The sequence below is a fragment of the Terrisphaera buseokensis genome, from assembly GCF_047521145.2.
GTDB lineage: Bacteria > Verrucomicrobiota > Verrucomicrobiia > Opitutales > Opitutaceae > ER46.
This window is the reverse complement of the sequence record NZ_CM134186.1, coordinates 981,437-1,008,428: the sequence shown is the minus strand read 5'-3', so window position 1 is coordinate 1,008,428 and position 26,992 is coordinate 981,437. Positions and strand designations below refer to the sequence as shown.

At 65.4% G+C, this 26,992-nt stretch carries 13 protein-coding genes; 1 reads left to right on the top strand and 12 read right to left on the bottom strand.

Annotated elements, in window-relative coordinates:
• Window positions 1–76 precede the first annotated feature (76 nt).
• The 10 genes from ACLJEU_RS03645 to ACLJEU_RS03600 all read right to left on the bottom strand — a co-directional run bounded on the left by ACLJEU_RS03645 (window position 77) and on the right by ACLJEU_RS03600 (window position 22,266).
• Window positions 77–1,327 (bottom strand): MFS transporter, encoded by a 1,251-nt coding sequence (locus ACLJEU_RS03645; protein ID WP_414660929.1) that lies wholly within the window; start codon window positions 1,325–1,327, stop codon window positions 77–79.
• A gap of 167 nt (window positions 1,328–1,494) precedes the next feature.
• Window positions 1,495–4,356, bottom strand: a complete 2,862-nt coding sequence (locus tag ACLJEU_RS03640; RefSeq protein ID WP_414660930.1) for a glycoside hydrolase family protein — start codon at window positions 4,354–4,356, stop codon at window positions 1,495–1,497.
• Entirely contained in the window at window positions 4,353–5,480 is a 1,128-nt protein-coding gene (locus ACLJEU_RS03635; RefSeq protein ID WP_414660931.1) for a family 43 glycosylhydrolase, read from the bottom strand. Before ACLJEU_RS03635 ends, ACLJEU_RS03640 begins: the two co-directional genes overlap by 4 nt.
• A 36-nt stretch (window positions 5,481–5,516) precedes the next feature.
• Window positions 5,517–7,844 (bottom strand): TonB-dependent siderophore receptor, encoded by a 2,328-nt coding sequence (locus tag ACLJEU_RS03630; protein ID WP_414660932.1) that lies wholly within the window; start codon window positions 7,842–7,844, stop codon window positions 5,517–5,519.
• A 196-nt stretch (window positions 7,845–8,040) separates the two neighbouring features.
• Window positions 8,041–9,444: a Gfo/Idh/MocA family protein gene (locus ACLJEU_RS03625; RefSeq protein ID WP_414660933.1), complete on the bottom strand. Its 1,404-nt coding sequence runs from the start codon at window positions 9,442–9,444 to the stop codon at window positions 8,041–8,043.
• Window positions 9,445–9,473: 29 nt separating this feature from the next.
• Window positions 9,474–10,781, bottom strand: coding sequence for an alpha/beta hydrolase family protein (locus ACLJEU_RS03620; protein ID WP_414660934.1), 1,308 nt, complete (start codon window positions 10,779–10,781; stop codon window positions 9,474–9,476).
• A gap of 71 nt (window positions 10,782–10,852) precedes the next feature.
• Window positions 10,853–13,897 carry a TonB-dependent receptor gene (locus ACLJEU_RS03615; protein WP_414660935.1) on the bottom strand — a complete coding sequence of 1,015 codons (3,045 nt, stop codon included), beginning with the start codon at window positions 13,895–13,897 and terminating at the stop codon, window positions 10,853–10,855.
• 178 nt (window positions 13,898–14,075) lie between these two features.
• Entirely contained in the window at window positions 14,076–16,979 is a 2,904-nt protein-coding gene (locus tag ACLJEU_RS03610) for a glycosyl hydrolase (RefSeq protein ID WP_414660936.1), read from the bottom strand.
• Complete coding sequence (locus ACLJEU_RS03605; RefSeq protein ID WP_414660937.1) at window positions 16,976–19,360, bottom strand: glycoside hydrolase family 95 protein; 2,385 nt, start codon at window positions 19,358–19,360, stop codon at window positions 16,976–16,978. Before ACLJEU_RS03605 ends, ACLJEU_RS03610 begins: the two co-directional genes overlap by 4 nt.
• Entirely contained in the window at window positions 19,357–22,266 is a 2,910-nt protein-coding gene (locus ACLJEU_RS03600) for a glycoside hydrolase family 88 protein (RefSeq protein ID WP_414660938.1), read from the bottom strand. Before ACLJEU_RS03600 ends, ACLJEU_RS03605 begins: the two co-directional genes overlap by 4 nt.
• 181 nt (window positions 22,267–22,447) lie before the next feature.
• Between ACLJEU_RS03600 and ACLJEU_RS03595 the strand changes: the two genes are divergently transcribed.
• Complete coding sequence (locus ACLJEU_RS03595; RefSeq protein WP_414660939.1) at window positions 22,448–23,566, top strand: LacI family DNA-binding transcriptional regulator; 1,119 nt, start codon at window positions 22,448–22,450, stop codon at window positions 23,564–23,566.
• On the opposite strand, the gene ACLJEU_RS03590 is transcribed toward ACLJEU_RS03595, so the two are convergent.
• Both ACLJEU_RS03590 and ACLJEU_RS03585 read right to left on the bottom strand, forming a co-directional pair.
• On the bottom strand, window positions 23,532–24,656 hold the full coding sequence (locus ACLJEU_RS03590; protein ID WP_414660940.1) for a glycoside hydrolase family protein: 1,125 nt from the start codon (window positions 24,654–24,656) through the stop codon (window positions 23,532–23,534). The genes ACLJEU_RS03595 and ACLJEU_RS03590 overlap by 35 nt on opposite strands.
• A gap of 38 nt (window positions 24,657–24,694) precedes the next feature.
• Window positions 24,695–26,743: a glycoside hydrolase family 2 protein gene (locus ACLJEU_RS03585; RefSeq protein WP_414660941.1), complete on the bottom strand. Its 2,049-nt coding sequence runs from the start codon at window positions 26,741–26,743 to the stop codon at window positions 24,695–24,697.
• Window positions 26,744–26,992: the final 249 nt, after the last annotated feature.

The window sequence follows — 26,992 nt, the reverse complement described above, 5'->3', positions numbered from 1 at the left end:
ACCGGTTCGTCATCCACTAGATGACGAACCGGTCTGGAGACTGGGAAATTTCAGGAGTGGAGTTAACACGGGGGCGCTAGGCGGCGGGGCGCGGGCGCAGCTGCCAGAGCAGGAGCCACGCGAGCGGATGCAGCAGCAGCATGAAGTGAAAGGCGGGATCGTAGGACAGGTGGGTGACGAGCCCGCCCACGGCCTTGTTCATCATCATGCCGCCGAGCGAGCTGCCGGTGGCCACGACGCCAAAGGTGAAACCGAGCGAGCCCTTCGGCACGAGATCGACGACGAGGGCGCTGAGATTGATCAGCCACGCCATGTGGGCGAGCACGGCAATCATGCCGACTGCAAGTACGAGCCAGAGGGAGCCAAGGTGCGGAATTGCGGCGGCGACGGGCACCAGCAAGGCACAACCGAGCATGACCCAGAGCCGGCTCTTCGCCGGTGCCACCTTGCGCTTGATCAACAGGCCCGACAGCAGGCCACCCCCGAGCACGCCGATGTCCGCCGCGAGGTAAACGACCCACGTGACCGTGAGCTGCTTCTGATCCAGACCGCGACCGTCATAGAGATATTTCGCGAACCAGAACTGGAAAAAGTACCAGACGGGATCGGTGAGCATCCGCCCGAAAATCAGCAACCAGACTTCGTGACGGCCGAAGACCTGCCACCACTTTCCCCACCCGGCCACTGCGTTGCCCGGATTGGTTTCCGTGGAAGTGTCCGACAGAATCAGCGTGCGCTCGGCGTCCGTGAGACGCGGATGTTCTTCCGGCCGGCGATACAACCACAGCCACGGGATCAGCCAGAGCAGGCCCGCGAGGCCCGTCACCACAAACGCCGCCTGCCAGCTGTGCCAGGTGGCGAGGCCGACGATGAGGATCGGCGCGATGGTCGCGCCGACAGTCGCACCCAGCGTATAGATGCCGATCGCGATGCCGCGCTCCCGCGCGGGAAACCAGTCCGCCACCGCTTTCGGCGCCGCGGTCCAATTCCCGGCCTCGCCGAGCCCGAGCAGGAAGCGAAAGGCTCCGAGCGAGCCGACCGAACGCGCGAAACCGGTCAGGATGTTGGCCACCGACCACCAGCCGACGAACAACGCGAGACTCACCCGCACCCCGAGTTTGTCCACGACCTTGCCCGAAAGCAGCGACGCCGTGGTGTAGGCGATCAGAAACAGGTTGAGGACGGACGCATAGTCCTCGTTCGAAAGCTTCAGATCCTTCTGGATCGTCGGCGCCAGCACGGAGAGCGTCTGCCGATCGATGTAGTTGAGCACGGACGCGCCAAAAATCAGCGCCACGATCCACCAACGGAGATGAGGGATCTTCATGCCCGGGGCGGATGAACTGGGATCAGTGGCGCGCATCAATCAAGGGTGCCGGCTGGGACGGCATTGCGGGGCGGAAACGTGGGCCGCCCGGCGCGCGCGCACAACGAGAGTGATAGTGAAACCGTTCACTGCGGCGGCGAAGGGGAATGCAAGGCGAGGCATGGACGTCATCGCTGCAGCGCAGCGGGGCCCGACGCCTGGGCGACACCGGCGGTGGTGATCCCCTGCAGCTCAAAGGCGAAGTCGGGCGAACCGGCCGGAACCGGCACGGTGAATTCAAACGGAAACGTGGCGTCGGTCAGCGTCGCGCGGCGTCCGCCGACCGTGTAAGTGAGCGTGACCTCCTTGAACGCGGAATCATCGGCCTGGAGATAGACGTAGGCCGTCGTGGCCGCCGGGCCGAAGTTCAGGATCATCGCCCGCGTGCCCCCGAAAGGCAGTTCGAGATAGTCGCGGCGCCAGGCGTCCTCCGCGCGAGCGCCGACGAGGCGGTCCTGGAATTTCGGGGTGACCACAACCCCGGCGATCTCCACCGCCGTGAGGCCCAGGGCGGGAACGGTCACGGTGAGCCGGCCGTCGCGAAGGGCCGTGGCGGAGCCGTCGGCCAGGACGCGCGTGCTGAAGGTCCGGCCCGCGAGCTGCGGGAGCAACGCGGCGCTGAGCGTGATTTCGGTCGTGACCGGCTCGGGTGATTGATTGGTGAACGCGAGGTAGAGGCGATCGCGACCACGGGCGGCGAGCGTATTGAGCTCGACGGAACCGCTCTTGAGCAATCGACGCGGCAACCAGAGCACGGCATCGTCGCGGTCGAAGAATTTCCCCGGGCGGTCCCCGTAGAATTTGCTCTGCAGATAAGCGTAGCCCTCGATGAAGTGGGCGGGGAAATCGATCTTCCCGCCGGAGCGCGCGAAGGCGTCGGTGACGAGGAAGTCGAGCAGGATGCTCATGTGCGGCCAGATGTGGTTATAGTGAAATGAATTCACGCTGAGTTCCTTGTGCTCCCGCAACGGATACCCGGCGTCCTCGTAGATCGTGGTGCGCGCGGTGTTGATGTGGTAGCCGGGAAAATTGCGGTAGCGGCCGACAATGGCGGAGCGGGCCACATCATGGAGGAGGCGGTCACCCGTGAGCGCGGCGATGCGCAGCATCCATGGCGCGTGGTTCGCCATGAAAACCGCGCGATGGCCCGACATCGTGCCGGAGGACTCCGGCGTGAGTCCCATCTCCGACAGCCGCCACGCGGGCACACGCTCCTCGGGTGCCGTCATCGGGGTGTGGCCCTTGTTCTTCAGGTACCAGTAAACGGGCGCGTTCCCACCGGGATTCACGGTCACGTCTTCGTCCGGAATGCGGGGAGCCATCCACGTGAACATCGCATACTGGCGGGCGCCGTGACGCGCGGCGTCGAGATAACGGCGGTCGCGGGTCGATTCATAGAGTTGAAACAGATCGATCCACTGCGGCACGTAACCGGTCCAGAAGAAGAGGCCCGGGACATTGAAGTCGGCCGCGGGTCGGGCCACGCGTTCCGCGAGATAAGCATCGGCACCGCGGCGGGCGGCGTTGAGGAAACGCTCCTCGCCGGTCTCGCGATACATCGCGAGCTGGTTGGGCCAGGTGCCGCCTTCGGCGACGTCGTCGAGGTTGAGCGTGCGTTTCTTCCCCAGCATGCGCTCGGCGAGCTGACGGAGAATCGGTGACGCGCCATGAGTGATCCCGTACAGCGTGGCGAGTTCGCTGACCGGCGCGCAGGGCCCGAGCAACGCGCGCGACGGACTCTGGATCTTTTGCTTCGCATCGAGGGAGAAGAGGAATTTTTCCCGCGAGAGCATGAACTCGACGATCGGGTAGGCGCGTCTTTGGAAAATCTCCTCGTCGTCGGTGACGAGGGCGAGATTCAGCGGATTGAGCGACGAAACGTTCTTCACCGCACCGGGGACGTCGGTCGAGTAAGAGCAGCCTTTCAGCTCTTCGATGAACCAGCTGTAGCGGCTCATCCCGTAGTCGATCATGTTGTCCAGCGTCTCGTTGAGCGACGCGATGGCGTTGCGGCGGTGGTCGCGGAAACCATAGAGGCGGCGCGCGACGCCTTCGTAGGCCGTGGTGATGTCACCCGCGCCGGCAAAGAGACGGACCTTGAACCCGAAGGCCTGGCCGGCCGCGCGCTTCGATTCGGCCCCGCCGAGCATCGGCGCGAACACCATCGGCCGGGCCTCGCCCGCGGCCGTGCGCAGCGCGACGCCGAACCGGCTGTTGTCGAGCAGCGGCAGCGGCGAGAACGGAAACTCGTCCGCATCGACGACGACACCGAGGGTGGTGTTACCGTGGCGCACGAACGTCGCGGGCAGCGAGCACTCGAAGGCCGGGGTGAGATACGAGCGGTCCGGGAACCGTTTTTCCTGCCAGATGAACGGCTGCCAGTTCTCGGCGAGGTCCGCCGTCGCGAAAGCCGGAGCGCCGGTGTATCCGACGGAGTACCACGCGGCGCGTTTCGGCGTGAGCGTGAACGCGAGCACGGGCTCGGCGTCGCCGTCCGGCAACGCGAGCGTGGCCGAGAGCGTGAATGCCGCCTGTTCGGCGAAAGCGAAACGAAGCACGGCGCCATCGCGCATGACGGCGGTGGCACGGACAGCCGTGAGCGGGGCGGCGGCGAACACATCGGCGGTACGCTGCTGCGTATCGCCGCCGAGGATCGCGTCGTCGAAACCATCGCCGGCCTGCGCCGCGGGACGTTTGACCGTCTTGAGCGCGGCCCGGCCCGGCGCGGCCGGCGTCTGCCACGTGAGGAGATTGTAGGGCACACGCGGAATATTACCCGGCCGCATCGCGGGCTTCGGATCGCCGGTCGCCACCAGCACCACGAAGTCGCCGCGGAACGTCCAGGTGCCGGCGTCCCTGGCGGTGAGTTGCACCGCACCGTCGGCTGCGGGTTCAAGCGTGTAGCGCGCGTTACGGATCGGCTGCGCGGAGAGGGAGGACAGCACCGCCGCCAGCAATGCCCAAATCTTCAGGAGCGGATGCGTCGTCATTTTTTAGAGAAGATCGAAAGGTCCCATTCATTGCGCCAGCGGATGATCGGCCGGTCGCCCTCGAATTCGATCGGGAGCCAGATGTAGCCGGAGGTGATCGGATTCTGCGGCAGATTGATGTCGAACATCGCAATCCATGCGTCGCGTCGGCCGGCGACCGGGTAAACAAAGGTGCTTTGACCGCCGAAGGTTTTTTCGGGGCCGAGATGGTTGTGCGGATTCACGCCAAGGACGGGATTGCCGAGGTCCTGATACGGGCCGGTGACCCGATCCGCCACGAACATGCGGGCGGCGTTGGGCGCCCAGCCGCTGCTGCCCGAACCGAGGAAATAGATCTTGTTGCCGCGCCGGAACAACGCCGGTGCTTCGGTTGCAGGGGTAATGCCCGCCAGTTCCACGTAGTCGCCGGAGGGGCGCAAGCCGTCGTCGGACAGCCGGCCGCAGACGTGCGCTTTGTCGGGCTTGCGCACGCCGAGATGATAAACCGCGCCGTCGGTGTCCGAAAAAATGGCGAAATCGCCGGTGCCGAACGGGCTGTTGCCACCGAGAAAACGGCCCTGGTATTCAAATGGTCCCGTCGGCGCCGTCGCAGTCGCTACGCCAACGTAGGCGTAGTCGGTGCCGGACTTTCCTCCCTGCGCCTTGGGCGGGTAGAGTTTGAAGTACAGGATGAATTTTTTCGTCGCGGCGTGAAAGATCACCTTGGGCCGGTCGAGAATGGAGGCGTCGGCCAGCTCAGGATGCGCACCCGGCGCGAAGACATCCAACACCAGCCCCGCGTCCTGCCAGTTGAGCAGATCGTCGCTGACGTAGCAGCGAACGCCGGCTTCGTTCTTCTCGGCCTCGGTCTTGCCCGCGATCTTGTGCGCGCCATACCAATAATGGCGGCCGCCGAAATCGACGATGCAGAAACCGTGCGCATTGAGGTGCGTGCCCTGCGTGTCGAGCCACGGTTGTCCCGGCCGAAAGTGAGTGTTACGCTGGAGCGTGCTTTCGGCGCACAAACCAACGCCGCCGATCGTGAGGGCCGTGGCGACGGCGCCCAACCCGATCAGAGACCTGATGAAACGGAGACCTGCACGACCGAGGCCAGCGTTGGAAAAGAGAGCACAGGGAGGTTGCATCGTTTTCAGCCCAGCACGATCAGCGACGGGTTGAAATCAGAAGCGCAGTCCCGCGGTGAGTCGCACCGTGCGGCCCTCGGGATAATAGGCAGCTGTGGTCATCTGTTTTTCGTCAAGGAGGTTGTTCACGTTCAGCGACAGATCGAGGCGCGTGCCGTTCTGCCACTTCTTGAAGGCGTAACCGACCACCGCGCTCCACTCGCTGACCTCTGCGTTGAAAAACGGCACCGTAATGGCGGTGGCGGTGGCGCTCGGGCCAATGCGCAGGTATTCCGCTGCAAACTGATAGGTCAACCCCAGGCGCACGCCGGCCAGGAGTCCTTGGCGGAAATTGTAGCGCGCCGCCAAGGAGTAGCTGCGGGCGGGCGCATTCTGCCCGCCGAGCGGGCGCGTGCCAATGAGGCTGGGCGTGGTGGCGTGCTTTACAATACGCACATCGGTCCATGCGATGTTGGCGAGCAGCGTGAGGTTTTCGGTCACCTTGCCACCGACGTCAAAACTCATGCCGCGCGAGCGGGTGGCCGCCCCCGGGATGGAGCGTGGGAGCGAAAGATCGAGGCCGCCGGGGTTGGCCGGATTGTCGGTGACCTGATTGTCCTGCTCCACGTTGAAGAGCGCGACGGTGTAGGAAAACCGGTCGTTGAAGAGCACCCCTTTGAGCCCCAGCTCGACGCCGGACGATCCCTGGTTGCCCAGCAGTTCTCCCGTGTTCGCGTCAAACTGCGGCGAGGGATTGAAGCCGGTGGCGATGTTGCCGTAGGCGACCAACTGACGGGCGAGCACTCGGTAGTTTAGTCCCGTGCTGTAGGTGAACTTCGCCTTTTTTCCGTCGGCGGTGCCGACCGTGAATTTCCCCCAATCCTGGCGCGCGGAGCCGGTCCAGAAAAGGCGACCATCCATCAGCTCGATGGTGTGGTTGAGCAGGCTCCCGTAGTAGAAGCGCTCGTTGAAGACCCTCGCCACTGTCCAAGTCTTGGGATCGAACTGCGGATTTGGGTAGTAGCCGGACACCCCGGGATTAAACGGATCGGGGTTCTTCCACGCGTTCAACTGCGCGGTGGTGGTGAGTCCCAGCGCGTTGAGCGCGGCGTTCAGGGGAGCGCCGTTGAGCGCCCAAGTTCCCTGATCGTTGTTTTGGAAGAACGCATCAAAGGTCAGGAGGGTGCGCTGGCCGATTCGGGTATTCCATTTTTTCGTCACGTCGATCTGAAAGCCTTTTTCCACGTAATCGATGGTCTGATACGCGCCGGCCCGGTCGCCGGTCCAGATGCCGCGCGACGTATCGACCCAGACGCCGGTGAGCGTGTTCAGCACGGTCTGCCGCGCCGCGGTGGGATTGGTCGCCCAGGTGGCCGGGGTCGAGGTACCGTCCTTCAAGAAGGCCCGGGTGGAGTAAGCGAAGTTGGCGCGCAAATTCAGATCCGGCTTAATCCGGTGCTCCAGCGTAAAGTAGCTGGAGTCGGACGAGCGTTTGACGACGTTATGGGCTCCGTTGACATTGAACTGGGCGAGCCTTTTCCCGAGCACCTGATCGGGCATATAGAACACCGAGCCTTCCGTGATGGTCTGGGGACCGCTCACCCGGGTCCATCGAGTGAAGGACTGCCCACCTTGCATGATGCGGTTGGTATATTCGTGTTCGAGGGTGAAGAGCGTGTCCGGCGAGAGCTTGTAGGTGAGTGATCCGGAAATATTGGTGGTGCGATTATACCAAAAGTCCGTCGGTCGGTTGAAGTCGTAATAGGTGGCGTCGACGCGGTAGAAAAGTTTGCCGGGGATGATCGGCCCGGTGATGTCGCCCGCAATGCGCTGGTGATCGTAGGAACCGGTCACGTAGCTCAGGCCCGAGGCCAACCGCGTGCCCGGTTTCTTGGAGATGAAATTGATGACCCCACCCGGCGAGACGCGACCGTAGATCGCCGACTGGGGACCTTTGATCACTTCCGTTCGCGCGATGCTGTTCGAGTCGGGCGCCTGCGTGCGGGCAAAGCCATTGCGGAAATAGGGCACACTGAAGCCGCGCAGTCGCGTGCCGCCGCCGCCGCCGGCCGCTGGGTCACCCGCAGCCATGCCGGAAATGAAAGGGGCCTGCTGGTCGAGGTCGAATAACTGAAACTCCTTCACGAAATCCTCGGTAAGCACGGAGACCGCGAACGGCAGATTGATGATATCGGCGGCCACGCGTGTTCCCGAGGTGCTTTCGGTCGCGATGAAGCTGTCGTCCTTGGCCGTGTTCACGCGAAACTCTCCCAGCACATAGACATCTTCCGATGCGGGTTTCGCTGCGTTTTGGGCAAACCCGACAGCGGCGGATAAGCCGGCCGCAATAAACAGTATCTTCCCAACGGGGATTCGGGGGTTCATTTGATGGCTGTTGGCGTGAGGGGACCTCAGGGCGAGGGACGAACGGACCAGGGGCGACTGAAAGGAATGTGTTCCCCGTGGAAGCGGACGCGATTGCCGTGGCGTTGAAACCCTTCAATTCGGACGCAGGCCGCCGCTCTGGCGCGGCGCCAGCGAATTGACGATGTGCTTGCAGACGGAACGACCGGCGCGGTGCCTACACGCCCCAGCCCGGGCGGTAGTCGTAGCCGGGACCGACGAAGACATCGGCATCCGGGCGGTTGGAAAAACGTCCGCCGACGGCATCCCACTCGAGACGCGCCTGCGCGCGTTGCGCGGCGACGCCCAGCAACACGACCTCCGAAAGACCGGCGGCGTAATCCCAGTTTGAGCCGCACTTCGGGCCGCCCCGGATGGCGTCCGTCCATTCGGTGAACGGTCCGCCGGCGACGCGGGGGATGGATTTCGGCGGCAGCGCGCCTGCCATCGCCTGCATGCGCTCCTCGGGCAGAAGACGGCACGAGCCGCTGTGCGAGGTGACGCTCATGATGCCCTTGGTTCCGTAGAAGAGACTGCCGCCGCTCTCGGAGAGTTTGAATCCGGGCACGGGCAGCGGCGGCTTCATGGTGCCGTCAAACCACTTCATCTCCACCGGGCCACGCCCGCCGCGGTCCGGGAACTTCCACGTCACGGCCGTCGAGGCCGGAAACGTTTTCGGATACTGCTTGGTGGTGGCGGACTCCACGCTCGTGGGTGAACCGAGATCGAGCGCGTAGAACGGCGCGTCAAGCTGGTGGCAACCCATGTCGCCCAGGGAACCGGTGCCGTAGTCGGTGAAGCCGCGCCAGAAGGACGGCACGAGCTCGGGACGATAGGGGCGTTGGGGCGCCACGCCGAGCCAGAGATCCCAATCGAGCGTCGCGGGCACGGGCGTCTCCTTGGGATTCGCGTCGGGATCAAAATCGGCCGGATAAAACCAAGGCGTGCGCGGCCGATCCGTCCAGGTGTGCACGGTGTGGACGTCACCGATCAGCCCAGCCTGCACCCACTCGCGGGCGAGGCGGATACCTTCGGCTGCTCGGCCTTGGTTGCCCATTTGGGTCACGACGCCGGCCGCCTTGGCGGCGGCATGGAGCCGCCGCACTTCGGTGAGGCAGCGACACATCGGTTTCTCGACGTAGACATGTTTCTTCCGGGCGATCGCGGCCATCGCGATCGGGAAGTGCATGTGATCCGGAGTCGCGATCGCGACGGCGTCGATCGTGTCCTCCATCTGCTCGAACATCACGCGAAAGTCCTTGAACCACCGGGCGTCCTTCAACCGATCCGTGTCCGGCCCCGCCTTTTTTCCCCCGGCGATGCCGGCACGGCTGCGTTTTTCGTCCACATCACACAGGGCGACGAACTGTTCGCCGGCCAGACCGGCGAGCGCCGCGCCGCCCCGGCCCCCCACTCCGACCTGGGCGATGCGCAGGCGTTCGTTGGGCGAACGCGTGCCCTGGCCGCGCAAGCCATGCGGCAAAATCAGCAGGGAGCCGAGGGCGGCTCCGCTCGCCAGAAACTGGCGACGGGTGGACGGGGATGATTGCCCGGAGGCAGGCGGGGGTACGTTGAGGTTCATCAGGAGCGGTATCGGGGTTTTCGTTACGACTACGGACTCGCGCGTCGTGACAGGACCTCCTGCATCCAACGGCGGGTCGCCACGGTCGACGGACGGTCTTCGAGATACTCGACATCGACGTGCACGTGCGCGCCGAGATTCGCGGGCGCGGCGAACCACGGGCGTCCTTTCAGCCGCGCGGCACGTTCATCCCAACCGAGGCCGACCTTGTTCCAGCCGGCGCCGTCGGCAGGTTTCCACGCTCGGCCGGGATGGGTGCCGACGAAGCCCAGCCACAAGGAAGCGATGCGATCATCGCGCAGCGCCAGGTAGTTGGCGGCGTAGTCGCCGCGCGAGAAGCCGACGAAGAAAACCGCGCCCGCATCGCCGCCGAATTGTTCGCACACCGCCCTCACCGCCGCGACGCAATAGTCGGCGGCCTTCTCGATGTCGCCCCAGCCGTCCCGCTGCTCGCGCTGTCCGTCCGCACTGATGAACGGCAGGTTGAGGCAGATGAATTTTTCCCCGCGCGCGAGACCGTAGGCCAGGTTGCCCTGATCCGTGAGGCCGGTTGAGTGGCAGAACTTGTGGTAGAAAACATTGCCGGTGTACTCGACGATGACCGGATATTTCACGCCCGGCTTCCACTCGCGGGGCAGGGTCAGCACGTGGGTGACGCTCGTCTTTTCCCAACCGGGCAGCTGCTGATAAACGCGGCGCCCGGGACCGGCCGGCTCGCGGGTGACATCGGGCACGCGCACGCGCCGCGACGCGTCGTGCACCTGGGCGGGAGCCTCGCCCGTCGCCCGGATACTTCGCACCCGGAGTGAGGGCAGGTTGCGGTTGTCACCCAGGACAATTTCCAGCCAGCGAATCGAGGCCGGATCCGTCGCCGACGTATAAACCGCCTCGCCGGGGTAACGCGTGTGGAGATCGATCTTGAACGTGGCCCGCTGGCCCGGTGCGAGCATCTCGCGCCCGGCGGCCGGTCCGCCCTCGGGCGTGAAGGTGCTCACACCACCCCAGCCGTGGCCCGACAGGGCCCAAAAGGTAAACCGCAGCGGCTTGTCGCCGGTGTTCTCGAGGTCGGCCTCAACGAACCGAAAGCGTGAAAGATCCTGCGCCTGCTTCGGCAACGGAAAGACCACCCCGCTGTCGATCGCCGGCACGGTGCCCTTGATTTCCAAGGCTCCGTTCGTAACGGCAATCGTCACACTCCGCGCGGTGAGTTGGGCCGGATCAAACGCGGGCTCGAAATCGAACAATTCTGTCGCGCTGGCTACCGTGGTCGCCGCCAGCAAGATGCCGGCGCAAAGCAGACGTCGGAGGCATCCGGCGTAGGGGCGCTTGGTTTTCACAATAGTGTCGTTGCGAGTGCTGCAGCGGCTGAACGCGCTTCCGTTGAAATCCTTCAATCCCGGGGCCCCCGTCAGAAACTGCCCTTCACGCCTATCACGATATAGGAAGGGCTGACGTAGCGTTGGGCGGTTTGGGCAAAGGCCGGCGTATCCGGGGCCCGGCGATACACCAAGCGGTCCTTGGCCAACACGTCGTCCCAGTTCAGGTAGAGGGCGAACTTCTTGCTCAGGGCGTATTCCGCGCTGATGCCGTAGCGGGTGGAGGCGGCTTGATATTCATAGGTGGATTGCGGGATGAACCCTTCGGTCGAGGTCCCGGGAGTGACCACCACTTCCGCCCGCTTCGTTTCGGCCTGATAGGCCGCCGTCAGCCGGACGGAGAAGCGCGGCCTGATGTAGTTCAACCCCGCCGTCAGAGTATCGGGACTGAAACCCACGAAATCCGCCGCATTGCGTCCGCCCACCTCCAGATGGGTATAGTTCACCCAAGCCTGCACCAGCTGCAGCCACGACGGCAAAAACAGCAGATCCTGGCGGTAACTCAGCTCGATGCCGTCCAGCGCCGCATCGCCGACATTTTCCCAGCGGCGCAGCACGTAGTTGTCGGCCAACATATATTCGATGTCGCCCTCCGGGATGCCGTAGGCCTCGAGCGTTGCCGCGGTGGTCGGCTGGCCGCGCTGCGCGAAGAAGTTGCTGACCTTCTTGTGATAGACCCCGACGGAGCCGAATCCGCCCTTCAGATGATAGGAGTCGAGGGACAGGTGGAAGCTATCCGCAGTCCAAGGCTCCAGGCCGGGATTGCCGACAAAGATGGTGCGAGCGGTGGTCGCATTGGTGTCGGTGGGAACCGGCACCGTGATCCCGGCTACGACATATTGCACGTCCGGACGACCGAGTGTCCGCGCGTAGGCGGCCCGCGCCACCAGGTTCTCGGTAAACGCGTAATTGGCGTTCAGGCTGGGATAGAGCCCGCCGTAGCCCTGGCTCTCGAAATTTCCACGCTCCTGATTGATGAGCCTGAGCCGCTGCTCGGTGTTGTTGGTGATGGCGATCAACGCACCCGTGCTCGTGCGCAACAGGTTGCCCGCCGCATCGCGCTGATAGATGGCGAAATTGTCGCGCTTCATGCTCCAGCCCTTGAGATCGGTTTTCTCATAGCGGGCACCGCCCGTGAAGTTCAACCGACCGGAGAGCAGGCGCAGGTCGAACCGGAAATAGCCGGCCAGGATATCCTCGAGCATCCGCTTGGAATTCTGCGCGAGGTTCTGGATATGAGTGGTGTTCAGGGTGAAATACTCCGGGTGTTGCACGAAGAGATCATAGGCCTTCACCGGGCTGATCCAGCGCACCGGGTTCCCGTTCACTTTCACGTCGATCGACTCATCCACGAGGTCGTAAAGCGAGACGGCGGTCTGGCCGGCGGCGCGGCCGACAAAGGTGTAGTTCTTGACCGGACGGGTGTCGTCCTTGTCGAGGCGGTTGTAAGCGCCGCCCATCTTGATCGTGAGGTTCCGGCCGATCGCGCGGCTTACGTTCAGGCGCCCGGCCGTGAGATCCGTCTGATACAGGGCATACTCCTCGTTCGCCGTGCCGAGCGTATAGTTGTTGGCGTTGAAGGGATCCACCGGCGCGCCGTTGGCGCGGGTGATTGTATAGGTTTCCGGACCGATGCTCGAACCCTTCCCGATGCCGTCGCCGCGGATGTTGGCGTTGAGGACGCTGGCCAGGACGCCGTTGAAGTAGCCCTTGCCGAGGCTGCTGCGCTCGCGGTCGGCGGCGGAGTAGGAGGCCTGAGCGTCGATGTTCCACGCCGGGCCGCGATGCTGATACTTCAGCGAACGCATGCTGGTGTCGGTGGTCGCGTCGAAATTCGACGGATTGAGGGTGCCCATTTCGAAACTACCGGTGGCACCGCGGCTCTGGGTGTAATCCGCATTGCCGATCGCGTCGTAGCCGGCGTTCACGCGCGCGGTCATGAAGCTCTGGGCTTTCTTTTCGACCACCGAGCGTTCCTGGACCTGCAGGCTGAGCGTATCGTTGGTGGTCAGCCGCCAATCGAGGCCGAGTTGGAGATTCTCGGTCCGGGAGATCGAGGCCTCCTGCCGCCACTGTGTGATCGCAAGCGCCAAATCCTTCGGCGCGCCGGTGGTCAGATAGGTCTTCCTCAGGTTCCAAAAAGCGACCTCGGAGGGCGTATCGTCGGTCGGCCGCTGGCGCCAGGAGCGGGAGCCTCCCAGGCTGACCGAGAGCGTCTTCCCCACCGGGAAGGCGTAGCTCAGGCTGAACGAGGGTTCCTTGTGGCGCGGCGACGCCCGGTCGTGCGGTTGCTGCGAACCGCCGTTGAAACTCAAGCCGTCCACGTTGTCGAAATTCATATACACTTGGTAGCGGCCGACCGGGCGCTTGAGGCCCGTTCCAGTCTTCGCGATCAGGTTCATCGATCCGCCCAAACCGGAAGCCGGCAGGTCGGGCGTGGGCACCTTCGAGACCTCCACGCGCTCGATGTTCAGAATCGGCACGTCCTGCAGCGCCGCGGCGCGAGTGCTGGTCGGGCCAATGCCGGTGGCAGGCACGTCCACGCCGTCGATCTGAATGTTGGACATTTCCGCCGGAAACCCGCCCAGGGCAATCCGACCGGGGTTGGTGCCATCGTCCAGAATGGTGACGCCGGGCAGAAAGCGCACATAATCGCCGATGTTTTCCTGGCCGCGGTCACCGAGTTCATCAAACGAGACCACGTTCTTGATATTGGCCGCATGGCGTTGCTCGTTCATCGCGACGGCCTGGCCGCTCATCGTCTGTTCCGCGACCACCTGAAATTTCTCCAGCACGATCAGCTGGCCCTCCGCGCCGCGACCCTCGATTCCCTCGCGACTGAGCTGGAAATCCCGCGCCACCTGTCCGCCGGGCGGTACCGTCACCCGTGACGTTTGCGACACGAAGCCCAGATAGGAAACTTCCAACTCGATATCCTTGGCCGGGGCGCCCCGGAGAAAAAACCGGCCGTCGTCGTCCGTCAGTGTCTCCTGGGCCGTGCCTCGGATCGTCACTTTAGCGCGGCCGAGCGGGGAACCGCTCACCGCGTTGGACACCGTGCCTTGGACCGAGCCCATGGGCCCGCCCGAAGATTGGGCATGACCGCCAAGCACAAAAACGAGGGACACCAACAGACTCAGAACAACACGAGGGACGGCACGACGCGTTCCCTTTCGCCAAAAGAAAGTGAGGGCTAATTTGGATTTCATCGAGTTTGGGTCATGGGATTGGGTGGCGAAGTTGTGATGGCCTGCGCTACGGCGCTGGCGTTCTCCATTCGATCTTCACGGGGCCCAGCAGACCGGACGGGACGAGCGGAGATTTTGCGTCGTAGTGTTTCCACGTGGTGAAACTGTAGCGCTTTCGTTCGGCGAGACGCGAGCGGTCGTAGAGCCACGCGGGCAGGCGGTTGAGTTTTCCGTCCGTGAACTTGTTCGTGCCCTCGGGCTGATAGGTAAGATCGGTGGGCAGCGACTCGTCGCCAATCACGCGGTTGATCCAACGGTTGGCCACGCGGACTTCGAGGGTGTTGTCGCCGGCGCGCAGGTGGCGAGTGATGGCGCTGCGGAACGGCGGCTGCCATAGCGTGCCGAGGAGCGCGCCATTGAGCCTGACTTCCGCGAGATCGGCCACGCCGCCGAGGTCGAGCGTCGCGGTGGCACCCGCGCGGAGGTTGGCAGATGGAACGGCGAAGGTCGTGCGGTAGGTGGCGGTGCCGGAGTAGAACTTGATGCCGGGATCGGAGTGTTCGCTCCACGATGCGAGCGTCGCAAACGTCGTCTCGGGCGGAGCGCCGCGGCCGTCGTGAAACGCGACGTGCCACGTCCCGGCGATCGGCAGCGTCGCGGCCAAGGTCGTCCTCGGTGCATCGGCCCGCGGGGTCAGGAGCGGGCGACGAAAAATCACAAACCTGGAGCCGTGTGGCTCAAGCTGGAGCGGCACCGTGGTGCCCGTGGGCGTCGCACGATAGCCGGGGGAATCGGCCTGCGCGCCAGTGACGGCGTCCCAAAGTTCGGGCTGCCGGCCGGTCGTGCGAAAGGTGAAGTCGCCGCCAACTTCACGGTCGGAGTGATTGAAAACGAAATAGACTTCGGCGTCGGCCAGGCGGCGGTGAATGTAGCGGAGTTCGCCTCCCGTGGGAGCGGGTGGCAGCGTCACATCGGCTGCGAGACCGATTTCCTGGAGCGCGGTGGACAAGGGAGTCCGGCGGATGCGCGGGCGGGGGCCGTCCCACAGCTCGTGCACGAGTGCGGTGAATTCGTTGCGCGCCTCGTAGTCGCGCACGCCGGCGGGAGTCACGGGCGCGGCGCCGAAGATCGGCGCACCGGCGCGGACGAGATCGCGAAGCCGGCGCAGCGTGGCGAGATCGGCGGCCCAGTTTTCCGGGAGCATCAACACGCGATACGCGGGACCCGTCGGAAGCATGAGCGCTCCGTCGCGCCATGTCATCGCGGCGAGGTGGCGCGGATAGATGATGTCGAAATCGTAACCCGCCGGCACGGCGACCATCGTGGTGGGATAGGCGTAGCCGTGATCTTCGTTCTGCAGGAACGCAACGTCGGCGACCGTGCGGCCCTGTTGCAGTAGAAACTGCCCGCGCGCGACGTAGTCGATCCACGCGCCGGCGAGCGGCCACCAGGTGTTGAGACGGCCAAAGTGGGTGCCGTAGCGGCCGAGGCCGAAGCCGGGGCCGTCGTCGGTGGGTTGGTGCACGTAGTGGTGGAGGATGAAGCGGTTGATGCCCGCGGTCCACGCGTAGTCGCCGGGATCCTTGAGCGTGGCGGGCGTCGCGAGCCAGCGGCCGTCCTCGGGCTTGGCGGTGAACGACTCGGCGGCGACGAGCCTGCGACCGAGGATATTGGCAACGGAGGCAACGAGCTTGATCCGCGGCAGGCGCGGCGCCGTGTCGGGCATCCAGAATTCGTTCATCGGCACATCGACAAACTCATTCGCCGAAACCGGATTCAGCGGCCCGCCCTGCGCCTCAGCGTAGAGCACCATGCCGTGTTCGCGGGCGCGGCGCTGCATGGTGCCGAAATAGTTTTTCGCGATGAGTGCTTCGACCGCGCCGCGGAAATCGCGCAGCGCCGCTTCGGTGAACGACGGGCTCTCCACCACGCGGCCCGTGAGCACGGGCAGCAGCGGCACGAAGTCGTAGCCCTTCAGCGCGCGAAACTGCGCGGGAAACGTGTCGGTCCAGTTTTGCGGGCCGCCCTCAAAGCTGTCGAAAAGCAGTCCCTTGAGCGTGCGGCCCACGCGTGGGCCGGCCTCGCGCAGGATGCGGCCGAGCGCCTGATCAAAGTAGAACGAGACGGCGTCGGCGTCCATTTTGTCGATCTCGAGGCCGTGACCCTCGGGCACGGCGGGATGATTGGTCGAGCTGGTCGAGGTGAAACCGAACCGCAGAATCGTCCAGCGGCCGGCGGGCAGCGCGGCGCGGAGCGTGTCGGTGGTGGCATCGAAATCCGCAGTAAGGTCCAGCACGCGATCGCGCGGGATGCAGCCGGCGGGATTGGTATCGGGCGGCGCAGCGCTCAGCGTCTTGTCGGCGAGTTTCGTTTTGAAACTGAGATCCGCGGTGCGAAGCGTGGCGTCGGCCGGCACGGCGAGCACGGCGACGTCGCGGTAGAAATTTTCCATTTTCACCGCGGGCGGCGTGCGGAACTTCAGGGGTTCGATCTTCGGGCGCGCCACCGCGAGCGTGAGCGCGCCGCCGCCAGCCGCCGTCGTCTCGCTCCAAACGAGTTTCTTCATCGAGCGCTCCGGCGTGACCCACGGGCCGCCGCTGGCCGACCAGCCGGGGGTATTCATCAAATGGAACTCAAGTCCGAGTTTTTCCGCCGTCGCGATCGCGTGCTGCACATGTTCATGCCAGAGGTCGGTGCCGTAGCGCACGGGGCCGGCGGGCAGGTAGATGCTCGCGTCGAACATCTGCACGCCCGCGATGCCCACGCGCTTCATGTCGGCAAGGTCGGCCTCGATGCCATGTTTGGAAATGTTGCCGTTGATCCAATGCCACCACACGAGCGGGCGCGCGTCTGTCGGCGGCGAGGCGAAGCCGGCAGCGAGCCGATCGGCGGCCCTCGCCTCCTCCGCGGCGGCGGACAACCGAACGACCGAGACCAACACGACGGTGATGAAGGAGAGGGTTCTGCTCATTGGGGTGACGAAATCCCGTAGGAGCTTCCGGTCACGGTCGGAAATTCAAGGACGTGATCCGATCCGTCGGCATGGCTCCGGGCCTTGCCGAGTTGGAACGGCGTCCGCGCGCGCACCGTGCAGGAATGTCCGTTGGCGGAGACGATGTTGGCTGAAGTCAGCGCACCGTTACGCCATTGCAGGTCGACCGTGAATCCGCCGCGCGCGCGCATTCCGCGCACGCTGCCCTCGCTCCACGCGCGCGGCAGCGCGGGCAGCAGGTGCAGTTCTCCGCCGTGGCTTTGCAGCAGCATTTCGGCAATGGCGGCGGTCGTGCCGAAATTTCCGTCGATCTGAAAGACGTTCCCCTCGGGACGGTAGTGGTTGTCGAAGAGATTGGGAAACGTGCAGTCCTTGAAGAGCGCGACAATGCTCTCGTGCGCCTTGTCGCCGTCCTCGAGCCGCGCCCAGAAATTGATGAGCCACGCCCGGCTCCAGCCGGTGTAACCGCCGCCGTGGCTCAGGCGCGCTTCGAGGGATTTGCGCGCCGCGGCGGCGAGCTGGGGCGTGCGCCGCACCGAGATTTCGTCGCCGGGGTGCAGCGGAAACAGATGGGACGTGTGGCGATGACCGGGCTCGTGCTCCTTGAAATCCTCGGACCACTCCAACAGGCGGCCGTCCGCCCCGACGCGAATCGGCGCCAGCCGCGCGCGTTTTTCGCGCAGGGTCGCCGCGAACTCGCGGTCAACGCCGAGCAATTCGGCCGCGACGAGGCAGTGGTCAAACAACTCGCGCACGATCGCCATCGTCATGGCCGGCCCCATGTCCAGACCGGTGCGCGTGCCGTCGGGGGCGACGTAGGAATTCTCCGGCGACGTCGAGGGACCACTGACCAGCCAGCGGTGCTTCGGGTGTTCGACGAGCGTGTCGACGTAGAAGCGGGCCGCCTCCCGCAGGTAAGGCCACGCGCGTTCGGCGAGGAATTTTCGATCCTGCGAAAACAACCAGTGCTCCCAGAAGTGCGCCGCGAGCCACGCCGGCGCCTCGGGCCAGAAGAGTCCCGTCGTGCCGCGCAGATCGCTGCGGCCCCAAATCGTCGTGCGCGTGCTGAGCGCCAGACCGCCGGCCCCGAAGCGTTCGCGCGCGGTGCGCTGCGCGAGCGGCACCTGCGCCTCGGCCAGGGCGAGGAGCGGTTCGTGGCACTCGGCGAGGTTGGCCACTTCCGCCGGCCAGTAGTTCATCTGCGTGTTGATGTTGATCGTGAAGTCCGAGAACCACGGCGGGGTCGGCAGCGGGTTCCACAACCCTTGCAGATTCGCCGGCAGCGAGCCGGCTCGCGACGACGCGATGAGCAGGTAGCGTCCGTAGGAAAAATAGCGCGCCATCAGATCCGGATCGGCGCCGCCCGCCGCGGCCCGCCGCAGACGTTCATCGGTCGGCAGCGCGGCCGTGGCGGCGTCGGTGCCACCCAGCTCGAGCGCCACGCGACGAGAGAGTCCCTGATGGTCACGCGTATGTTCGGCGAGCAGTGCCGCGTGGGATCGGCCAGCCGCCTGCGCCAGCGCGAGGCGGGCGGCCGCCGCGGGATCGGCGTGATGGTAACTCGTGCCGACACTGAGCAGGAGCGTCACCGTGTTGGCGTGATCGACGGTCAGCGCCTGATCGGTGGCAGTGATCCGCCCGCCCTCGGCGATCGCCCGCAGTCCCACGGAAAATTCCGTCCCACCTTCGGCGCAACGGCCCGTCATGATCACGGCATCGGCGCCGTCGGCCCGCGTGACCGCGCCCATCCGCCCGAGGAGCGCGCGAAACGTGATGAGCCCCGGACGACTTGCGGTCAGACGAATCACCAGCACGCCGGCGGGCGCACTGCAGAATACTTCGCGCGTGTGCGTGACGCTCCCGCGCTTGAACGTCGTGCGCGCCACCGCGGTGTCGAGGTTGAGTTCCCGCCGATAGTCGCGCGTGTGCGCGATGTCGGTTTCGAATTCGAGACGCAGGTCGCCGAGCGGCTGGAAACTGCCGTAGTCGGGCCGCGGCACCGTGGTCAGGTTCCGTTTGGCGAGGGCTTCGGCCTCGGCGTGTTTCCCAGCGAAAAGCAGCTCGCGCAGCCTGGGGAGATTTTGCAGCACCTCGGGTTTCTCGATGTAGTCGGCGCGCCCCGACCACACGCTGCCCTCGTTGAGCTGGATCAATTCGCTGTCCGCGCCGCCATGCACCAACGCGCCGATCCGGCCGTTGCCGACCGGCAGCGCCTCGTGCCACGTGCGCGCAGGTTCGCGATACCAGAGCACGGAGGAGGCCGGCGCCGCGGTGGACTGGGCGAACGCCCAAGAGGCCGTCGTCGCGAGCACGAAGCCCCAGCACCAGGCACGGACGCGGGCGGAAAACGGCCTTTTCATTGCAAGAGCAGGCGGCCCACCGGCGAGGTTTCCGCGGGCCCGGCACCGGCCTGGACCTCGAACCGGAATTCCAACGGGGCGTCGCCCACAATCGGAAGCGTGAAGTCGAAGGGATACGACGCATCTGACACGCTGCGAAACTCGCCGCTCCCCTGCCGGTAGTGCACCGTGCATTGGGTGACGACGCGTTCCGTGTCAGGCAGGTAGACATACGCACTCGTGAGCTCGCCGGCACCGAACGACAGCACGACACCCCGCGCGCCACGCCAGCCAAGATCGGCGACGCTTTTCGCCGGGAGCCGCGCGGCCCGGCCGAGGATCTGGTCCTGAAACTCCACGCGAGGCGCGACTCCGCTCACCATCAACGTGGTGATGCCCTCCGCCGCGACTTCCACGGCGATGCGGCCATCCGCCGGCAACGGGTCCTCGCGCACGCGCCGGTTGTTTTCCCAGACGACAACCTTGGCGTTGGCCCCCGGGGCCACCACGACGTGTTCGCGCGAGAGTGTGACCGTGGACTTGACGGCGGACTTCGACTGGTTGGTCAGCACGATGGCCACCTTCGCCGGACCGCGGGCCGTGAGGTAGTTCAGTTCCGGATCGCTGACGGTCACCACGCCGCGCGGCATCCATAGATAGAGTCCGGCTTCGTCGTGCACGCGGCCGGGGCGATCGCCGAACACGCGCTGCTGCAGGTAACCGTAACCCTCCGCATAACGCCCCGGAAAATCGACCGCCCCGCGCGACTTCGCAAAGGCGTCCGCCACGAGGTAATCCAGCAGCAGCGCGATCTGCGGCCAGATGTGATTATAGTGAATCGAGGTCGCCGAGTTGAGTTCGTCTTTCCCGCGCCGCGCGAAGTCGGGTTTTTCGTACGCGGTCGTGCGCGCCGTGTTGATATGATAGCCGGGGAAACTCGTGTAGCGACCGATGATCGCGGAACGGGCGATGTCGTGCAGGAAGGCGTCGTTCGTAAGCGTCGCGAGGCGCAGCATCCACGGCGCGTAGCAGGCGAGAAAGATTCCGCGCGCGCCCTTGCTCGTCGGCGCCGACTCGCTCGTCAGACCGATTTCAGAGGTGCGCCACGCCGGGACGGTTTCGGGCGCGGCCTTGATGCGGGGAAAACGCGGTCCGGAGCGGTAGGCGGGGGCGAGGCCGTCCTCATTTACGCGCACGTCGCCATCGGGAATGCGCGGCGCGAGCCAGACGAACTGCGCGTAATCGCGCGCGCCCGCGTGAGCGGCCGCGAGGAAGCGAGGCAAGCGCGTCTCCTCGTAGAGTTCGAACAACTCGATCCACTGCGGGGTGAAAGCCGTCCAGAAAAACAACCCCCGCGAATCGGGATCCGCATAATCCTTCTGGCGCACCCCCACGCGGGTCTGCAAATACGCATCCGCGTCCTTGATCGCATGATCGAGCCAGCGCTTTTCCCCGGTCGCCCGGTAGAGCGCGAGCGCGTTGGACCAGTTGTCGCCGCGGATCTTCCCCTCGAGGTTCAGCACCCGGTCCTGACCGAACAGCCCCTCGGCGGCGGTGCGGAAGAATGGCGTGCGCCCGCCCGACATCGCGTAGAGATTCGCGTATTCCGTGAGGGGCGCGCCGAGTCCTCCAAGGCGGGAAGAAGCGGACTGGCCCTTCACTTTCGGATCGGTCGTGAAGAGGAAGCGCTCGCGCGAGACGAAGAACTCCATCAGCGGCCGCGCGAGCCGCGTGTAGATGTCCGGACGATCGGTGACGAGCGCGAGGCCGAGCGGGTGCAGCGCGGACACGTTCTTCACCGCGCCGGGCACGTCGGTGTCGTACGCGAAGCCGCGCAAATCGGCGTTGAATTTAGCGTACTCGCTGAGGCCGAATTCGACCATCCGGTCGAACGTGGCGTTGAGCGAACCGAGGGCGTTGTGCCGCACATCGGCAAAACCATAGATGTTGCGGGCGGTGCGCTCGTAGGTCGTGGAGAGATTCGCCTTCGCCACCACCAGGCGCATCACGAATTCACGCGACTCGCCCGCCTTCATCCGTGAACCCGCCCCACCGAGCAGCGGCGCGAACAGCATCGGTTGCGCAAGCCCGCGGGCATTGCGCACCGCCACGCCGAAGCGGGAGTTCGCAAAATTCGGCAACGGCTGGAACGGATACTCCGACGGATCGGCCAGCACGCCGGTCGTCACGCCGGCGCGCGTGACCAGCGTGGTCGGCAGCGGGCAGCGATAGGCGGCTTCGAGAAACGACTCATGCGGGAAGCGGCGTTCGTTGTAGATGAGTGGCTGCCAGAGTTCCTCCGCTTCGGCGGCAGGAGTCTCGGGGGCGCCGACGTAGCCGAAGGAGTACCATCCGTCCGCCTTCACGGTCGTCTTGAGCCGCAAACGCGGGGCTGTGCCGTCGGCCGGCAGATCGAGCTCGGCCTGCACCACGGCTGTATCATCCGCCGGAAACGCCCACGTGATCGTCCTCCCGTCGGAACGGCCGGTGCTCGCGCGCAGCGTCTTCAGTTTGCCCGCGGCAAACAGGTTGGCGGTGCGACCGCCACCATAACCGCGATCGACTTTCGGATCGAAACCGTCCTCGACATGCTGCGTCGGTTGCGTCGGTTGCGTCGCGCCCGCCTTGGCCGCGCCCTTCACGCCCCACGTCAGGACATTGTAGATCGATCCCGTGTCGCTCAATTTCATCGCGGCCTCGGGAAACTGGCCCCACCGCATCTCGAGATTGGGATCCGCACGCGCCACCAGCATCGCCACGACCGGGGCGAATCTCGCGACCGCGCCATCGGCCATCGCGACTTCAACCTCGCCCGAGGACGTCAGCGCGAGCCGTCCCGCCGAACCGGATACAGGTGGTTCAGCGGCCACCCCGCGAAGGGTGCAGGCGAGGAAGAGAAGCGCGAACCGGAGCAGCGTTGCTTTCATGCGGGGTTTTCGAGACGGAGCGGTGGAGACACGCCAAGGCGGTCGCACCTGGCGTGAGGGCAACCCAAGGATGTAGTCGGTGCCAACGGGGAGGCTACCCTGGATTCTTTGAAACCCTTCAATTCCGGAGATTGCATCCGGCGTTGCGGGCGAATGGATTGACCCGAGCCCCCGCCGCCCCGTGGTCACCCTGCAACAAATCGCCCGCGCCGCCCACTGCAGTCTAGCCACGGTTTCCTACGCCCTGCGGGACGACCCCCGCATCCGACCCGAGACGCGGGCGTCGATCCAACGGGTCGCCGCGCAGATGGGCTACCGCCCGAACCCGCGTTTCTCGGCGTTGATGTCGCACATTCGCCATTCCCGGCCAGTCGCCGCGGGCGAACGCATCGCCTTCGTGTGGGTGCACACGTCGCGCGCCGAATCGGCCAGGGATCCGTTTCTGCAACGCGTTTTCCGCGGTGCCAAGGCGCGCGCCGAAGCGTTGGGCTATGCACTGGAGCAGTTCTGGACGGCCTCGCGCGGGATGAGCGACCGGCGGCTTTCCCAGGTGCTCAAGTCACGCGGGATCGTCGGCGTGCTCCTGTCGCCGGTCATGCATGAAGCCGAGGTGAGGCTGGACCTGGAGTGGTCACACTTCGCGCCCGCGGTCATCGGCAGCGCGCGGTGGAATCCGGAACTCCATCACGCCGGTCACCACCATTATCTGGCGATGCGCATGGCGCTCGAGCGACTCGCGTCTGCCGGTTGCCGTCGTCCGATGGCAATGCTCGAACACGACGTGAACGAGCGGGCACGACGCGCCTGGGAAGCGGCGTTTCCCGTTTTCCATCCCGATCGCGCGGCGGCCGCGGCGGAGTTGTTGGTGATCGGAATTCCCACGGACCGCCGCGCGCTCGCCCGTCGCCTGCAGCAGGTCCGGCCCGACGCTCTCGTGGTCAGCTCCGATGTCGTCATCCACCACGTGAAGGCGATGGGCCTGGCAGCCTTGGCCAGAATTCCGACCATCAGCCTGCACTGGGTGCCCACCGAACCGGCGATCGGCGGGGTCGATCAATCCTACGACATGATCGCCGCCAACGCCGTCGATCTCGTGGTGGGCCAGCTCAACAGCAATGAAACCGGCGTGCCGCCCTGGCCGCGGATGTTGTTGTTTCCAGGACGCTGGGTCGAACCCGCCGATCCGGCAACTCATCCGAAAAGGCCCGCCCGCATCCGGGCGCGTAGTGGCCAGCGAAGGAATCCCGGCGGCACCCTGCACGGCGTCACCGGGGGCGACGCAAGGGAATCGCCACGTTGAAACTGGCCACGCGATCCGCCGTGTAAGCGCCCGCGCAGAGCAGCGCGACGGGCACGCCGTCCGCGTCAAAAACCAACTGCGGCCGCTCGAGCGCGTTCAGTTTCACCGTTGTGCCGTCGGCGCGCCGTATTTCCGGCGTGGTGACAAAGGGATGTCGCGCGAGTTTCCAGTCGAAGCCATCGGGCGACTCAAACTGCGCGAGCGAATACCCGCGTCCGGTGAAGATGCCGTTGTTGTCCTTCACCACCGCGCGATAACGGCCGCCGTCATGCCAGATGAACGGATCCTCGGCGGCGAAGTGTTCGCCCGGTCGCGTGAAGATCGGCGTGAGCCGTTTCGTGAAGGGTCCCTCGGGCCGATCGGCCGTCGCCACCAGATGCACCACCGGACCGCCGAAGGGCGGTTTCCCTTTTTTCGCCACCGCCTTGTACACCATGAGCAGGCCGCCAGCCGGACGGACGCACGTCGCCGGATTCGACGTCATGAGCGCATCGGGTGCTTCGGGATCGAGACTCACATCCACCACGGGACGATTCAGCCGCGTCCACGGACCCGCGGGCGAATCGGCCATCGCAACGCCGATGCGCTGGTGATTCCGGTGCGTCCAGTTGAGCGGTTCCTGCACCACGCCGTCGCCGAAATTGCCCATGTAATAAAGGCAGAATTTTTTCCCGACGCGCAGGATCGTGGGATTGTGCGTGCACGAGCCGTCCCAGAATGTTTCGCCGCGCGCGGGCAGGACCACGTCGACGTGGCGATAGGGGCCGTGCGGCGAATCCGCCACGGCGCGCGCCACCTCGGAGTGCGTGACCCAGGCCTTGTGACCGAGACGGCGCGGCCAGCGGGAATAAAACAGATGATATCTGCCGTCATCGCCCCGCACCGCGGAACCGCACCAGATGCAATACCCGGGATCTTCAAAGATCGCTCCGGATGGGACCGCCTGGATCCAGGCGCTCAGATCGAGTTCGTCGCCGAGGCCCTTGCCGCCTGCTGGAGCGGCGGGAAGTGAAGAACGGATTCCCGGGCACGAAAGTGCGGCTGCGCCTCCCGCGCTGAGCCGGAGAAAGTGTCGTCGAGAGTAGTTCATAGCGAAAAGCGAGTGTGAGGAGGCCGCGCACCTTTCCCCTACTTCAGATTGACGGAGGTCCACGACGCGGTCCGGAAGCCACCCCGCCAAATCTCGAGGCGGAAACCGCCGGTGCCGGGGGGAGCGGGGATTTTCATCGTGGCGTCGGTGCGCAACGGAACCCTGGCAGTGGCCAGGGGGCGAATCTGGGCGTCCAGAAAGTTGACCCGCAGTTCGCAGTCCGCCGCCGGAAAGATCGGGAAGTCAGTGCGCGGCTCCAGTCTCACATTCACTGCGCCACCCGTCAGCGTCGCCGACCGCACGACGAAGCCGGAGTGTTCGCGGCGCAGGGCGTGGTAGGTGCCGCTGGGCTCGCCCGCGGGATCAATGAGGCCCCATTCGCGCCAGCCGTTCGCACTGGTTCCGACATAGCGACTGCGGTAGTCGTTGAAACTCCAGATGGACGCACCGGAAAGAAACGGCCGCTCCCGGACGATCGCGAGCATCGCGCGAAACCAGTCCACGCGCTCGCCCTCGTCCTCCACGGCGCTGCGGCGCAGGCCGTATTCGGTGACGACGAGCGGCTTGTTCGGATAGAGCGCGTGGGCGCGGTCGATGTTCGCCGCGTTTTGCTGGGGCGTCGCGCCATAGGTGTTCAGGCACACGAAATCGCCGTGGACGGAGCCCTCGGCCTCGGGCTTGAGATTGGCCTTGGCCACCGTGTTGCTGGCGAACACCACAAGCCGCGTCGGATCGAGTTCGCGCGTGAAGTCGCGCATGGTTTTCACCCAGCGCACGCCCGGCGGAGTATCGGCCGCGATTTCGTTCGCGACGCTCCACGCGACAATCGACGGATGATTCCAATCCCGCTCCAGCATCTCGCGGTGCTGCGCTTGAAAAGCCCGCTGCAAGTCCGGGTCCTCCAAATTGAGGTCCGGCGCGTGGGTCTGGCTCGCCTCCGCGATCAGCAGCATCCCATGGCGATCCGCCCAATCGAGCGCGACCGGCGCCACCGGATAGTGGCTCAAGCGCTGGAAAACGAATCCGGCGGATTTCATCAGCTGCAAGTCGCGCACGACAACTTCGGCCGGATCGTCCTGGCCGCCGCCGGGATAGCTGGCGTGGCGATTCGCGCCCGCGAGACGAATGGGCTGTCCGTTCAGCAGCAGGTCGGTGCCGCGGACCTCGAAGCGACGCAGACCGAAGCGCACCGTGTCGCGCGCGTGGCCGTCGACCGTCGTGCGCGCGTGATAAAGCACCGGGGCATCGAGTTGCCAGAGCGACACCTGATCGCGGCCGAGGGCGAGGTTGACCTCGAACTGGGCCGTCGCTCCCGCCGCAACGTCCGCTTCCACGAATGCGGGCGGAAGCGGCAGCCACTGCTCCTCCCGCGCAATCTCCACCCGCACGCGCACGTGCTGCGCGCGGCGCGTCGTGTTTCGCACCCACGCGTGCACGCGCACGTGAGCCGTGCCAGCGGCGAGATCGGGCGTGGCCTCGATTTTCTGTTTCGCGACGTAGATCGGTGAACCCAGCCGCAAATCAACGTCGCGGATAATCCCGCCGTCGTCCCACCACGCCAGCACCTGCTGTTGCGGTGCGGGGCCGAAAGACCGCGTCCAGCGATTGTCAGCGCAGACGACGATTACATTGGACTCGCCGGGCTTGAGGCGACCCGCGACATCGAACTCGAACGGCGTATACCCGAATTCATGCGAGCCCAGCAGTTCGCCGTTCAGCCACACGCGGGCCCGCCGGAACACCGCGCCGAACGCGAGCCGGACGTGTTCACCGGGCGCGACCGCGGGCGCATTGAAACGCAACCGATACCAGCCGGCGCCGATGAAGCCGCTGAACCGCGGATCGTGCGACCACGTGTGCGGTACCTTCACGGTGTCCCAGACACCATCATTGAGTTTGGGAGAAAACCACTCGGCGCGGTCGCCCCAGTCCTGGTAGTCCGCCGCAAACTTCCACTGGCCGTTCAGGGAAATCCGCCGCACCTCGGTGGCCGCGTCGACGGGCACCGGCGGCGGTGTCTGAGCGAAGACTGGGCCCGCGAGCAGAACCGCGAGCAGCAAAGCGAGCCAGGCGAAGGGGGATTTCATGGCGTCAAGGGAGCGGCTGCGGGCAGACGGTGGATACGGATCACGCACGGGATGCCATCCCTGTTCGGGTGACTCGAGTACACATCGATGCGCGGGTGGGGAGACTGACGTTGCGTCGAGCCTTCCCCGCGCCCGGTCTCGTCGCAACGACCGCAGAAGTGAAATCGTTCACCGAACCGGGCCGGCGGATGGGTCACGGCTTGAGCGTCCACGGGCGGTGCGTCATGGCGTCCCGCGTGCCGGCGCGTC

Coding starts and splice junctions, on each gene's coding strand:
- ACLJEU_RS03645 (WP_414660929.1), bottom strand. CDS start 1,327: ATGAAGATCCCTCATCTCCGTTGGTGGATCGTGGCGCTGATTTTTGGC.
- ACLJEU_RS03640 (WP_414660930.1), bottom strand. CDS start 4,356: ATGACGACGCATCCGCTCCTGAAGATTTGGGCATTGCTGGCGGCGGTG.
- ACLJEU_RS03635 (WP_414660931.1), bottom strand. CDS start 5,480: ATGCAACCTCCCTGTGCTCTCTTTTCCAACGCTGGCCTCGGTCGTGCA.
- ACLJEU_RS03630 (WP_414660932.1), bottom strand. CDS start 7,844: ATGAACCCCCGAATCCCCGTTGGGAAGATACTGTTTATTGCGGCCGGC.
- ACLJEU_RS03625 (WP_414660933.1), bottom strand. CDS start 9,444: ATGAACCTCAACGTACCCCCGCCTGCCTCCGGGCAATCATCCCCGTCC.
- ACLJEU_RS03615 (WP_414660935.1), bottom strand. CDS start 13,897: ATGGGCTCGGTCCAAGGCACGGTGTCCAACGCGGTGAGCGGTTCCCCG.
- ACLJEU_RS03610 (WP_414660936.1), bottom strand. CDS start 16,979: ATGAGCAGAACCCTCTCCTTCATCACCGTCGTGTTGGTCTCGGTCGTT.
- ACLJEU_RS03605 (WP_414660937.1), bottom strand. CDS start 19,360: ATGAAAAGGCCGTTTTCCGCCCGCGTCCGTGCCTGGTGCTGGGGCTTC.
- ACLJEU_RS03600 (WP_414660938.1), bottom strand. CDS start 22,266: ATGAAAGCAACGCTGCTCCGGTTCGCGCTTCTCTTCCTCGCCTGCACC.
- ACLJEU_RS03590 (WP_414660940.1), bottom strand. CDS start 24,656: ATGAACTACTCTCGACGACACTTTCTCCGGCTCAGCGCGGGAGGCGCA.
- ACLJEU_RS03585 (WP_414660941.1), bottom strand. CDS start 26,743: ATGAAATCCCCCTTCGCCTGGCTCGCTTTGCTGCTCGCGGTTCTGCTC.